At 43.7% G+C, this 12,799-nt stretch carries 11 protein-coding genes; 5 read left to right on the forward strand and 6 right to left on the reverse strand.

The features are described from left to right. The first annotated feature begins 69 nt into the window (after positions 1-69). On the forward strand, positions 70-372 hold the full coding sequence (locus tag QUA01_RS05580) for a Uma2 family endonuclease (RefSeq protein WP_333087366.1): 303 nt from the start codon (positions 70-72) through the stop codon (positions 370-372). 71 nt (positions 373-443) lie between these two features. On the opposite strand, the gene QUA01_RS05585 is transcribed toward QUA01_RS05580, so the two are convergent. The 3 genes from QUA01_RS05585 to bchB form a co-directional block, all read right to left on the reverse strand. Further along, a complete protein-coding gene (locus QUA01_RS05585; protein ID WP_333087367.1) occupies positions 444-770 on the reverse strand; it encodes a helix-turn-helix domain-containing protein in 327 nt (108 codons plus the stop codon). Positions 771-862: 92 nt separating this feature from the next. Further along, on the reverse strand, positions 863-1,141 hold the full coding sequence (locus tag QUA01_RS05590; RefSeq protein ID WP_333087368.1) for a type II toxin-antitoxin system RelE/ParE family toxin: 279 nt from the start codon (positions 1,139-1,141) through the stop codon (positions 863-865). Positions 1,142-1,229: 88 nt separating this feature from the next. Then, positions 1,230-2,756 carry a ferredoxin:protochlorophyllide reductase (ATP-dependent) subunit B gene (gene bchB, locus QUA01_RS05595; protein ID WP_333087369.1) on the reverse strand — a complete coding sequence of 509 codons (1,527 nt, stop codon included), beginning with the start codon at positions 2,754-2,756 and terminating at the stop codon, positions 1,230-1,232. A gap of 433 nt (positions 2,757-3,189) precedes the next feature. Here bchB and QUA01_RS05600 point away from each other — a divergent pair, with 433 nt between their 5' ends. Beyond that, complete coding sequence (locus tag QUA01_RS05600; RefSeq protein WP_333087370.1) at positions 3,190-3,636, forward strand: KTSC domain-containing protein; 447 nt, start codon at positions 3,190-3,192, stop codon at positions 3,634-3,636. A gap of 542 nt (positions 3,637-4,178) precedes the next feature. Next, on the forward strand, positions 4,179-9,692 hold the full coding sequence (locus tag QUA01_RS05605; protein ID WP_333087371.1) for a trifunctional serine/threonine-protein kinase/ATP-binding protein/sensor histidine kinase: 5,514 nt from the start codon (positions 4,179-4,181) through the stop codon (positions 9,690-9,692). A gap of 72 nt (positions 9,693-9,764) precedes the next feature. On the opposite strand, the gene QUA01_RS05610 is transcribed toward QUA01_RS05605, so the two are convergent. Beyond that, positions 9,765-10,328, reverse strand: coding sequence for a Uma2 family endonuclease (locus tag QUA01_RS05610; protein ID WP_333087372.1), 564 nt, complete (start codon positions 10,326-10,328; stop codon positions 9,765-9,767). 156 nt (positions 10,329-10,484) lie between these two features. On the opposite strand from QUA01_RS05610, the gene QUA01_RS05615 reads away from it, so the two are divergent. Then, positions 10,485-10,739 (forward strand): type II toxin-antitoxin system RelN family antitoxin, encoded by a 255-nt coding sequence (locus tag QUA01_RS05615; RefSeq protein WP_333087373.1) that lies wholly within the window; start codon positions 10,485-10,487, stop codon positions 10,737-10,739. Continuing rightward, positions 10,729-11,091 carry a type II toxin-antitoxin system RelE/ParE family toxin gene (locus QUA01_RS05620; protein WP_333087374.1) on the forward strand — a complete coding sequence of 121 codons (363 nt, stop codon included), beginning with the start codon at positions 10,729-10,731 and terminating at the stop codon, positions 11,089-11,091. Before QUA01_RS05615 ends, QUA01_RS05620 begins: the two co-directional genes overlap by 11 nt. A 40-nt stretch (positions 11,092-11,131) precedes the next feature. Here the strand turns inward: QUA01_RS05620 and rph are convergent, their stop codons facing one another. Together rph and QUA01_RS05630 are read right to left on the reverse strand one after the other, a co-directional pair. Continuing rightward, entirely contained in the window at positions 11,132-11,845 is a 714-nt protein-coding gene (gene rph / locus QUA01_RS05625) for a ribonuclease PH (RefSeq protein ID WP_194068900.1), read from the reverse strand. 156 nt (positions 11,846-12,001) lie between these two features. After that, on the reverse strand, positions 12,002-12,556 hold the full coding sequence (locus QUA01_RS05630; RefSeq protein WP_194068898.1) for an adenylate kinase family protein: 555 nt from the start codon (positions 12,554-12,556) through the stop codon (positions 12,002-12,004). Between the last annotated feature and the right edge of the window lie 243 nt (positions 12,557-12,799).

A 12,799-nucleotide genomic window follows, 5' to 3' on the forward strand; every position in this document is an offset into this window, starting at 1 on the left:
AGTTATCACGTCAGCTTGTCATGAAGGCTTTGTATAGAACCCATTGGGGATCTTAGATATTGAGATAAAATGAATTCGCAAGTGATTATTGAAGTTTTATCAAAGTCTACAAAAACTTACGATAGAGGTGATAAGTTTAAATTGTACAAAACTATTCCTAGTTTGAGAGAATATATTCTGATTGACCAAACACAAATTAATGTTGAGCAGTATTCTAAAACCGAGAATAAAAAATGGTTGTATAGCGAGTATGACGAGGAAGATACGGCTTTAGTGTTTAATTCCTTCGAGCTAGAAATTCCTCTATCTGATGTTTACGAACAAGTGAATTTTGAGCAAGTTGAGCAAGAAGATAGTCAAAATGAGGAGTGAGGGCGATCGCACTTTGTTGGAAAAAGGCGATCGCAATAGGCGATGAAACTTGCATAATGAAGCCTTAACAGCTATAGCACGATCGCAGTTTCAGCAGATCGATCGCCTGAATGAAGAGGGCGAAGATGCAAAGTAATTTCCCTATCGAGTCGCTTGAGAAAAATCAGTAGTTTACCCTCACTGAACCGTTGAAACTCTCCGTTCATTAAATTAGATACTTCTGGCTGTGGAATGCCAAGAATTTGACTAATTTCGTGCTGTTTTAAGTTGCGTTGTTTCAGGAGACGGATTACTTGAATTCCTATTTTGCCCCGCGTAAAAAGTTCATCTGCATCCTCCAGTCCGAGGTCAGAAAATACATTGCCGCTGCTTTCTTCAAAAAAGGGTTCTTGGGTCATTTTTGTTCTTCCCTTGCCACTGCATCCTTATAGCGTTGTTTAATCAGGTCAACATCAGCTTGTGGGGTTTTAATCCCCTGCTTTGATTTTTTCTAAAAAGCGTGCAGGACATAGACTTTTTCCCCAATCTTTACAGCGTAAACTGCCCTGTAAGTATCATTATCGTAGCGTTTTACGATTTCATATACACCGCTACCCACCACTTTAAAAGGCTTGGCTTGTAAAGGTGTTTCCCCTGCTTGCACCAGTTGCAGCGCATAACCTACTGCTTTTTGTACCTCTTGAGGAAACTCGCGGATATTTCTGCGAGAGTCTCCCATCCAAACAAGAGGTCGTAAAGCAATCTCTATAATGTCCTCACTATCACTCATTTTATATGGAAATTTCTCTAAAAACAAGTCAGACAATAATTTGATAAATAAGCAAGGGCATCTTTTGTAGATGCCCTTACCCAACTAACTACGCGCCGACAGCTTCCTTGGCCGCGTACAACACCTCAGCATTGATCTTCTCAATCCCTCGTTCGCGCGCAAACTTCTCAGTATTCCGCTTCACCTTACCCCGCACAAAGCCAGGGATTTTATTCAATTCTGCCTGTCCATCCTTCGTCCAATTCATATCAGAATCTGCCGAAATACCCTTGGTAATCACTTCCTTGGTATCGTGGCCGCCGAAGATTTCCAGCAAGTGGTCTTCCATTCCCAAAGTGAAGGAATTGTAGACCAAATCTACGCATTGATTTGTACCTTCATAACCCAAAAATGGCTTGTAGCCGATCGGGAAATTTTGGACGTGAATCGGTGCAGCAATTACACCGCACGGAATATCCAACCGCTTACCGACGTGGCGTTCCATTTGCGTGCCGAAAATTGCCGAAGGTTCCGCTTTGGCGATCGCATCTCCAATTTGCCCGTGATCGTCCGTCACCAGCACTTCATCACAATACTCGCTAACCTGTTCGCGGAACCAGTCAGCATCGTGTTTGCAGTACGTTCCAGCCCAGACAACGTGGATTCCCATCTCGCGAGCCAAAATCTTCGTCATCGCCGCAGCGTGCGTATTATCGCCAAATACGACGGCTTTTTTGCCGGTTAAGTTTTGGCAGTCGATCGATCGCGAAAACCAAGCAGCCTGCGACACAAATCGAGTTTGTTGGTCAATAAAGTTTTCGTAATCAACATCCGCACCTTGAGCATTCAAAACTTGCTGAATCTTGCGGATACAGCGCGCAGTTTCTACCACACCCATCGGCGTAATATCCACCATCGGCGTACCGAATTCTTTTTGCAAATACTCCCCACTCATCATCCCCAATTCCCGATAAGGAACCAAGTTAAACCAAGCGCGCGGCAGTCTTTTTAAGTTGTGAACCGAAGCACCTTCGGGAATAACTTCGTTGACTTCTATTCCCAAATCTGCCATCAAACGCTTCAACTCGGTGCAGTCGTGCTGGTTGTGGAAACCCAGCGTAGACATCCCGATGATGTTGACAGATGGTTTTTCGCTTTTGGCTTCTACTAAATCGCCTTTTTTGCGGGCTTTGTTGATGTAAAATTGGACGATTTGATCTAACGTGCGATCGGCAGCTTGCAGTTCGTTGACGCGGTAATGGTTGACATCCGCCAGCAATACATCGCCTTTGGCATCCAATTGAGCTCGCTCCACGAAGTTTTCCAAATCTTCTTGCAGAATGCTGGAGGTGCAAGTCGGAGTCAACACGATTAAATCTGGGTGTTCTTCTCTGTCTTTGCGGGTGATGTTGTCCACCACGCGTTCCTGCGAACCCCGCGCCAGTACGTGTCTGTCAACCACGCTAGTAGTTACCGGGGTGAAATCCCGTTCCCTCTCCAGCATGGAACGCATGACGTTAAAATAGTCGTCTCCAATCGGTGCGTGCATGATGGCGTGGACATTTTTGAAGGAAGTGGCCACGCGCAAAGTGCCGATGTGGGCTGGGCCTGCGTACATCCAATAAGCCAATTTCATAGGTATTTTTCCTGATGTTGGTTGAGATTTGCCCGATCGGGCGATTACTGCTAAATTTTAAGGTTGTTTCCGATTTTCTCACCGGATGAATCCTTTAGAAATAATAACTTTCTGAAGATTTACAGATGAGAAAAATCCTCACACGCTTTTGCTGGCTAAGTTTTCACTCGCCCTTCCCACAATTTTACCTTGGTTTTATGGCAATAATTCTTAATGTATTGTCAAGTTTCGTTAAGAACCGGACACATCTTATTAACCTAGGATACCCCAGCCGCACCTGACCCCTAAATTGATAAAATAATTTTCGCCCAACTGTGCTATTGACTTTTTAGGCAACATCAAATACACTATTAATTAATCCACTATTTCCTCTGTCGCGAAACTTGCTTAATTAGGGGAAATATTGACCTAAAACAAATTCTTGACAAATCCCATGAAACTATCCAAAATTGACTTGAGCAGCGTCTTAGCTGTCGGTCACTCTAACGGCCAGTTAGGACTGTTGATCGATCGCGGCGCAGAAATCGAATTTATCGAAATTGCCGCACCCGAAGCTGCAAAGCACGGCCTGCAAATGGTTGATTTCATCGCCAATACAGATTCCACGGAACTCAATGGCGCTATTGAATTACCAGAAATTGCTCCCTGCGGCGAACCAATTGCTATGATGTCCGTAGATTCCCAAATGGCGAGAGCGATCGGATACAACGAAGAAGAGCAAGTTTTACAAATAGAATTTAGCAGCGGCTCAGTCTATCAATACAGCGACGTAGAACCGGAAATTTGGGAATCTCTGCAAGATGCCGATTCTACAGGCAGATTTTTTAACTCCGAGATTAAAGGTTATTATTCGAGCCAGCGCGTAGATGAACCAGCGTAGTTAGAAGTTGTACCTAAAAGCGGTTTGAGCGAGGTGTAATAACTTGCCTATTTTCACTACAAACAAGCTAAATTCAAGCAATCTCCTAAAAGCTGAGATTGTTTTTTTAGGATCGTCTCCTTTTGGCAAAAAGCGTTTTTTTGCAGTGCGAGCTTCAGATATCGCGAGTCTCACAAGCGATCGCACTATAAAAGCAAAGGTGAGATTGTTTTTTTGTCAGCCGTGCGATCGATCCTGACACCAAATCCTTGCACAAATTCTCTATTTGTGCTTTTGTTTACCTAACTGCTGAGGTGACGAAAGCCCCAGGGCGCTTTAGAAAGCAGCAGCTCTTTCCTGTCAAGGCGGATCTTCCCACACACCCCAAAAGATAGCTCTTAAGCGATAATGAAGAATAACATAGGATTTACGAAAAAACCCTGGTTTATAGGAAAAAATCTGGGGTTTGTCAACGACTAGCAACGAAACAATCGGGTTTCTAGCCCGCCGCGCGTAAGTCCTGTAATATTGACCAAGCACACCTAATTTGAGAGAACCCAACTATGATGGCAATTCCCGGCGTTGCAGTTCTCGCTCTCATTTATGAAAGCAGCACTTCCCTGGTTTACCGCGGCCGCAACGAGCAAGACAACCAACCCGTTATTATCAAACTGATCAAAGAAGACTATCCGACTCCTGAAGAACTCAATAGATACAAGCGCGAATATGAGATTACCGCCAATTTAAACCTCCTAGAAGGAGTTGTTAAAGTATACAAATTGCAGCAGGTTAGAAATAGTCTGGCAATGATTTTAGAAGATTTTGGCGGCGAATCTTTGAGGATTTTCATGGCTTCCCAAAAATTTACAATCTTAGGATTTTTGACTGCAGCCATCAAAGTTGCTGAAACCTTGGGAGAAATTCACGCTCGCAATGTAATTCATAAAGATATTAACCCCTCTAATATAGTTTTTAATCCAGCTACCGGACAAGTTAAACTCATAGATTTTAGTATCTCAACTGCATCCGATCTAGAAGACTTTCCCAATAAAGATCCTAATTTTTTAGAAGGCACTTTAGCTTATATGTCGCCGGAACAAACTGGCAGAATGAACCGGGTAATTGATTACCGTACAGACTTTTATTCCCTAGGCGTTACCTTCTATGAAATCCTATCAGGACAGCTCCCTTTTCCCACAACCGATCCGATGGAGTTAGTTCACTGTCACATCGCCAAACAGCCAGTACCCATCGCTGAAATTGCACTAGAAATTCCTAAAGCTATTTCAGATATTCTCATGAAATTGTTAGCGAAAACCGCTGAGGATCGATATCAAAGTGCTTGGGGACTCAAAGCAGATTTGGAAGCTTGTTTGTTTCAGTTGCAAACATCTGGAATTATTACCGAGTTTGCTCTCGGACACCAAGATATTTCAGACAAATTTAAAATTCCTCAAAAACTTTACGGTAGACAGCGAGAAGTTGAAACTCTTTTAGCAGCATTTGAACGGGTAGCCGCCACAAATAATCGAGCCTACCGCCTCGAACAATCACAAATTTCTCTCATCAAGAAAGAACTCAAATCGAAAAAAGAAAGCGCCCTGTCAGTGCTGGCGAGAGGACAGCATAAATCCCGCAGCGAGATGATGCTGATTGCTGGTTATTCCGGCATTGGCAAATCTGCAATGGTGAAGATTTTAGACAAATCCATTACCCACAGGCGCGGTTATTTTATTTGGGGAAAATTTGACCAGTACAAACGGACTATTCCTTACTCTGCAGTTGTCAGCGCTTTTTCGGAGTTAGTGCGGCAACTATTAACTGAAAGCGAAGCTCAATTGGCAGTTTGGCGCGAAAAACTCCGCACTTCTTTCGGTCAAAACGGGCAAATTATTATTGATATACTTCCCGAAATTGAACTAATTGTCGGAGCTCAATCTCCTGTCGCTGAATTGGGGTCTACAGAATCTCTTAACCGCTTTAATTTAGTATTTCAAAATTTCATTCGCGTATTTTGTCAGCCCGAACATCCGCTGGTGATTTTTCTCGACGATTTGCAGTGGGCAGATTCTGCGACTCTCAAGCTGATCGAATTAATGATGACAGATGAAGCTACACAATATCTGTTTTTAATCGGCGCTTATCGGGATAATGAAGTCAGTCCCACTCATCCTTTAATGATGACTGTGGAGACGCTGCGAAATCAGGAAGCCATCATTAATGAGATTGCTTTGTCGCCGCTGGGGGTCGAAAATATCACCGATTTGATTGCCGAAACTTTGCACAGCGATCGCGAATCTGTCAAACCTTTAGCTGAACTGGTTGTCAACAAAACAGACGGTAATCCTTTTTTTGTTAATCAATTTCTGCAAACATTGTATCAAGAAAACCTGCTAGTTTTTCATCCGCCTCAGTCGGGGAGCAAGGGCGGCTGGCATTGGAATATGACTCAAATTGAGCAGTGCGCTATCACTGACAATGTTGTAGATTTGATGGTGCAGAAGTTGAGAAAACTGCCGTTGCAAACGCAGCAAGTTTTGCGTTTAGTGGCTTGTTTGGGCAACGAATTTGATTTGAATACTCTTTCTTTAATTAATGAAAAAGAAGCGTCGGAAACTTTTTCGCACTTACTGCCGGCGATTAAGTCGGGACTGATTTTGCCAACTTCGGAATTGGAAAGCAAGTCCTTAGATTATGTGATGTTTCCGCTGTTGATTCTGAATTATAAGTTTTTGCACGATCGCGTACAACAAGCAGCTTACGCTCTGATCGACGACTCGGAAAAAAAGGCAGTTCACCTGAAAATAGGCAGGCAAATCCTCGAAAACACTCCGGCTGAGTATCGCGCTGACAGAATTTTTGAATTAGTCGATCACTTGAATGTAGCTCGATCGCTAATTAGAGACGAGCGAGAATTAATTGAACTAGCAACCCTGAATTTAGACGCCGCCCGCCGAGCTAAAGATGCCACGGCTTATGTTGCAGCTTTGGAGTATTTGACTGCTGGTATGGACGGTTTGACGGCCGATATTTGGGATTTTTACTACGACTTAGCCTTTGCTCTGCACATGGAGCGGGCAAATGTTGAGTATCTAAACGGCTATTTCGAGCATTCCGAAGAATTTATTAACATAACTTTGCAAAAAGCGCGATCGCCCTTAGAAAAAGTAGAAATTTACAACCTGCTGATCGTGCAGTACACCCTCCGCGCCAAGTACGAAGAAGCCGTTAAAGCCGGAATCCAAGCTTTGAACTTGCTGGGAATTGACTTACCGCTAGACGGGCTGCAAAAAGTCATCTCCGAAGAATCAGCAACAGCCAAAAAACTTTTAGCAGGTAAAGACATCTCTTCCTTAATTGACGCACCAGAAATGACGGTACCAGACAAAAAAGTTGCCGTCAAATTAATCACAAACTTATTAACATCAGCTTACCTAAAAAATCCCGACTTGTGGAAAGTCAGCGTCTTAAAAGGAGTCAATCTCTCTCTCACCTACGGTTTAGTTCCCGAAGCATCTCTCTGCTACGCGGGCTACGGTATGTTCTTAAACGCTGTTTATGGAGATTACAAAGCAGCTTATCAATTTGCCATGTTGTCCCTAAATTTGAGCGAAAAATCTGGGAATATCGGCTTGAAATGCAGAGCTTGTTCCTCCTTAGTCAGTATTTTTTATTACTGGTTCAACCATATCAAAGATTGCCACGCCATCAGCAATGAAGGATATCAAGCTGCCTTAGAATCAGGAGATTTAGAATACGCGGGTTATATTCTCTCCAACCGCATAGCCAACTACTTTTTTCAAGGCAAAGAAATATCCCTCATGCTGGCAGACACCAGTAGATATTTGCTATTTAGCCAAAAAACCAAAAATCAACTTGTTACCGATATATTATTAGGAGCAGAGTTAATTCTCCGCAACTTGAGCCAACTCACTTCTGACAAGTTTGTATTTGAGAGCGAAGATATCAGCGAAGCTGAATACGTACAAAACTGTCTAGCTCATCAAAATTTGTACTCGCTGTGCCTTTATCAGATTCGCAAATGCCAGGTAATGTACTGGTATGGCAACTACAACGAAGCGCTGCAACTAGCTTTGGAAGTAGAAAAGCAGCTATCTTTTATTACCGCAGCAATACCCGCTACCGAATGGAACTTTTTCTTTTCTCTAGTTTTAGCTGCAGTTTTTCCCACTGTTTCAAAAGACAAGCAAAAACAATACCTGAAAAAGTTAGAAGCCAATCAAAAAGAGATGAAGATTTGGGCGGACAACTGTCGCGAAAACTTTCTGCACAAATACCTTTTAGTACAAGCAGAAATAGCTAGAATTACCAAAAAAGACTCAGAAGCTGTAGAGCTTTACGATTTCGCGATAAATTTAGCTCAAGACAACGAATTTATCCAAAATGAAGCCCTCGCTAACGAACTAGCCGCCAAATTTTGGTTGAGTAAAGGTAAATATCAATATGCCAAAATCCACTTGCGCGAAGCTCACTCGTGCTACTTGCGCTGGGGCGCTGTCCGCAAAGTTGAAGATTTAGAACTAAAGTATCCGCAGTTGCGAGAAATGACTCCGCTGCACGGAAGTTTTAACAACAATCCAACTACAACAACTATTCATACTTCTACTGGCAGCGATGCGAGAGTGCTAGATTTAGCAAGTGTGATGAAAGCATCTCTGGCGATTTCCAGCGAAATTGTTTTAGACAAATTGCTGGCTTCTTTGATGAGAATATCGCTGGAAAATGCGGGTGCCCAATCTGGTTCCTTGATTTTGGTGAGAGATGAAAAATTGTTAATTTCAGCTCAAGCGTCAGTAATTGCTGAAGATGTAGCGGTGCTGCAATTTACGCCTGTTGAAGAATGTCAGGATTTACCTGTGACGGTGATTAATTTTGTGGAAAGAACTCGCTCGGACGTAGTGTTGAGCAATGCGACGGCTGAGGGGCGATTTACGGCAGATCCTTATGTGGTAAAACACCAGCTCAAATCTCTTTTGTGTACGCCGATAGTCAATCAACGCAAATTAATCGGCATTCTTTATTTAGAAAATAATTTAACAATCGGAGCATTTAATGCCCACAGATTAGAAGTTTTAAGGCTGCTTTCTTCCCAAGTTGCAATTTCTTTAGACAATGCTCTGCTTTACAATTCGGTCGAGCAGAAAGTGCAAGAAAGGACGCAGGAGTTAAATGAAAAAAACGAGCGTTTAGAACAAACTTTGCGCGAGCTAAAACTCACTCAAGCTCAATTAATCCAAACTGAAAAGATGTCTAGTTTGGGGCAAATGGTAGCTGGTGTTGCCCACGAAATTAATAATCCTGTAAGTTTCATTTACGGCAATCTCAATCCGGCTAGCGAATATGTAAAAGATTTGCTGAAATTGATCGAGCTTTATCAGCAAAACTATCCCGAACCTGTTGATGAAATTTTAGAGGAAATAGAAACAATTGAACTGGAATTTTTGAGCGAAGATTTGCAAAAACTGCTGGATTCGATGAAAGTTGGAGCGGAAAGAATCCGAGATATTGTGCTGAGCTTGCGGAATTTTTCGCGCCTCGACGAAGCGCAAATGAAGTCGGTTGATATCCACGAAGGTATTGACAGTACGGTGATGCTGCTGCAACCGCGCTTGAGGAAAGAGGGCGGGCGCTTGGGAATTGAGGTGATTAAAAATTATAGCAAACTGCCGTTAATTACTTGTTATGCGTCGCAGTTGAATCAGGTATTTATGAATATTTTGACCAATGCGATTGATGCGCTGCTTTTGGCAAGAGATTGCCCGGAAAGCTCTCAAAAACAGCCGGCTATTACAATTTCTACGGAGCTGACAGACAGGAATTCGGCGATAATTAGAATTGCTGATAGCGGGCCGGGGATGAGTGCTGAGGTGCTACACAAGATATTCGATCCGTTTTTTACAACTAAACCGGTGGGTTCTGGGACTGGTTTGGGGTTGTCGATTTCTCACTCGATTGTTGTTAGTTCGCACGGGGGCAATTTGACTTGCGTTTCTGCACCGGGAGAGGGTACGGAGTTTGTGATTGAGATTCCGATCGCCCCGCGGCAAGTTTTGTAAGAAATAGCAAATATTGGGCGAATATCCGGCGGTTGAAACCGCGTCTACACAAACAATGTCCGCCTCTGCGGACTAAGAAAACTGCACTTGGCGGTATAAATCGGCGATCGCAATTTCCACACCCACCGATTCAAGTAGCAAAGAATCACCCAAACTATATTCTGACAGCACCCACTGACTCTGTTGATTGCGTCGAAATAGTTCTACTCCGGGCTGTTGAACTTGCACTAAAACATACTCTTGCAGGGTTAAAAATTGTCGGTATTTAGCAAATTTTGCGCCGCGATCTAGGGCTTCAGTTGAAGGTGATAAAACTTCGATAATTAAGGAAGGAAATTGCACCAATTGCGGATCGTTATCGCGATCGTCGCAAGTTACGACAACATCAGGATAAAAATACTTTCGCCCTGGTTCCACTTGGACTTTGACATCGGCGATGTAAGGTTCGCAAGGGCGATCGACAAGGGCATCATCTAGTATCCTGAAGAAATTTCCTGAAATCCGATTGTGATCGCGGGTGCCGCCGGTCATGGCGACTACTTCGCCATCCCAATACTCGTAGCGTTCTTCTTGGGTGGGTTCCCAAGCCAGGTATTCTTCTGCGCTCATCAATGGGCGATCGGGTAAAGCAACCATAAGTGCGATCGGGTAATGAAGTCTGTTTCTAGGATAACAGGAAGATTGGCTTCCCTGCGCGAGGATTGATGAAGGGCGATCGCTCTCCAATATCAAGCTTGTTTCACTCTCATAAAATATGATAAAATTGATTAAAAAGACCTTCAGGAGAAACAGATGAAAGCTGTTGAAGTATTGGGAACTATAGATGAAAAAGGTCAATTATTGCTCGATCGCGCGATCGAAGACTTCCCCCCCAGCCGCGTGCGAGTGATCGTACTTTTTGCCGAAGTAACAGAGGAAACCGAAATCGATCCTGATGATACTCCCATTGCCGAAGTGAAAGCAAGTCTCAGGAGAGCATTACAGGAAGCAAAAGCCGGACAACGCATCCCCCTTTCGGAAATGTGGGAGGGAATAGATGTCGAATGAAACGCCTATCGTACAGATTGATTTAACGCCTGAGTATAAACGGAATTTGCGTGAATTCTCAAAAAAATATCGCAATGTCAGGTTACATACTCAGCCAATTATTGAACAATTCCAAGAGGGGAATTTTATTGGCGATCGCATCCCCGGAATGGGTGAAAATTATGTCATCTTGAAGGTAAGAGTCAGAAATAGCAATATTCAAAAAGGAAAAAGCGCTGGTTATCGACTGATCTATCAAGTTGAATCACCGACTAGCGTACTGCTATTAACCATTTATGATAAATCAGATCGAGAAGATATTAGTCCTAATGAGATTCGTAACATCTTAGCTGAGTTAGACCGGGATGAATGAATGATTAATGTCGGTAATCACGAGGTTAAAATTAACCAAGTTAAAAAGCTTGCCGCTGAGCCTCCAACAATTCCTGAATCCCAGTTTCTGCCAAATCCAAAATTTGATTTAACTGACTGCGGCTGAAACTTCCCTCTTCCGCAGTTCCCTGAATTTCGATGATGTTCAAATCCCCATTCATCACTACATTACAATCAATTTCTGCCGCCACGTCTTCAAGATAATTCAAATCTAAAAATAGCTCATTTTCCAAAAGTCCCACAGACACGGCCGCCACTTGGCGAATTAAGGGCGATCGCACCAAATCACCTTTTTGCACCAACTTATTCAAAGCATCAGCCACAGCCACAAACCCGCCATTAATTGAAGTCGTGCGAGTCCCCGCATCAGCTTGCAAAACATCCGCATCCACAAGTATCGTGCGTTCGCCCAAAAGCTCCATATCCAAGCACGATCGCAAACTCCGGCCAATCAACCGCTGAATCTCTTGAGTGCGTCCCGATAACTTCATAAATTCCCGTTCTTGCCGCTGCGGCGTAGAACCGGGCAACATCCGGTACTCCGCCGTCAGCCAGCCTTTTCCGGTATTCTCCAGAAACCTAGGCACTCCCGGCTTGATTGTAACGCTGCACAGTACCTGAGTATCGCCGCTTTTTGCGAGCACCGAGGCGCTGGCAAATTTCGTAAATTCGCGATCGAAACTAATCGGACGAAGTTGATTTGGCTGTCTGCCATCTGCACGTTTTATTGACATAAGTTATTTGTTATTTGTTGTTTGTTGTTTGTTGTTTGTTACTCGTTACTTGTTATTGGTAATAATCAACAAATAACAGCTACTGCCAACTACCAACTGCCAACTGACTACTGACTACTGACTACTGCCAACTACCAACTACCAACTGCCAACTGACTACTGACTACTGACCATTTTGAGAATATCTTGCTGCACTTGTTCGGGGGATTGGTCGCCGTTGATAGTTAACAGTTTGTGGCGATACTCGTAATACTCTAAGATAGGAATAGTGCGTTCCTCGAACAAATCTAGCCGGCGGTGTAAAATTTCTGGCTCGTCGTCCGATCGATCGCGTTCGATCGATCGGCTCAACAAAACTTCATTGGGAACCTTCAGCCAAATTGCCCAATCTAGCTCCTGCGCCAAACCCTCTAATAAAAAATCCAATTCCTCAGCTTGAAAAGCCGTTCGCGGATATCCCTCCAACAGCCAGCCATTAAAGACATCCCACAGCAAAAGCCGGCGGCCGATAAACTTAATCAAAATTTCATCGGGCACTAAATCGCCCGATTCTACATAAGGCACCGCCAACTTGCCCAAGTTTGTTTTACCTGCGATTTCGGCCCGCAGAATGTCCCCTAATGCCAGCAAAGGGATGCTCAAATTGCTGCACAGTAGTTCAGCCTGAGTTCCCTTTCCCGCTCCTGGCCCTCCCAGAATTACCAATCTCACACTGCTTGCTCCTCGTGCCGCGACATTAAAATTCTACGCGATGTTTACCTTTTCTTGACAATCCCCGACTTCCCAAGATTCCTCTTGCCTTGCTCATTCATCCTGTAACTGTCTATTTTTGGCGATCCCCGCCATATTTGGGTAAAAAACCCGGTTTCTGCGCCGCCGCGCTCGTCTAGTTCAAAAAAAACCAAACGACTGTGACTGCGACTGCGACTAGCTTTTGACTAATTGTACATCTAG

The sequence above is a fragment of the Microcoleus sp. S36a_B3 genome, from assembly GCF_036700745.1.
Classification (GTDB): domain Bacteria; phylum Cyanobacteriota; class Cyanobacteriia; order Cyanobacteriales; family Microcoleaceae; genus Microcoleus.

Bases quoted from the DNA above. Each gene is read 5' to 3' on its own strand.
- QUA01_RS05615 (WP_333087373.1), top strand. From the start codon at position 10,485: ATGAAAGCTGTTGAAGTATTGGGAACTATAGATGAAAAAGGTCAATTA.
- QUA01_RS05620 (WP_333087374.1), top strand. From the start codon at position 10,729: ATGTCGAATGAAACGCCTATCGTACAGATTGATTTAACGCCTGAGTAT.
- QUA01_RS05610 (WP_333087372.1), bottom strand. From the start codon at position 10,328: ATGGTTGCTTTACCCGATCGCCCATTGATGAGCGCAGAAGAATACCTG.
- QUA01_RS05585 (WP_333087367.1), bottom strand. From the start codon at position 770: ATGACCCAAGAACCCTTTTTTGAAGAAAGCAGCGGCAATGTATTTTCT.
- QUA01_RS05590 (WP_333087368.1), bottom strand. From the start codon at position 1,141: ATGAGTGATAGTGAGGACATTATAGAGATTGCTTTACGACCTCTTGTT.
- bchB (WP_333087369.1), bottom strand. From the start codon at position 2,756: ATGAAATTGGCTTATTGGATGTACGCAGGCCCAGCCCACATCGGCACT.
- rph (WP_194068900.1), bottom strand. From the start codon at position 11,845: ATGTCAATAAAACGTGCAGATGGCAGACAGCCAAATCAACTTCGTCCG.
- QUA01_RS05580 (WP_333087366.1), top strand. From the start codon at position 70: ATGAATTCGCAAGTGATTATTGAAGTTTTATCAAAGTCTACAAAAACT.
- QUA01_RS05605 (WP_333087371.1), top strand. From the start codon at position 4,179: ATGATGGCAATTCCCGGCGTTGCAGTTCTCGCTCTCATTTATGAAAGC.
- QUA01_RS05600 (WP_333087370.1), top strand. From the start codon at position 3,190: ATGAAACTATCCAAAATTGACTTGAGCAGCGTCTTAGCTGTCGGTCAC.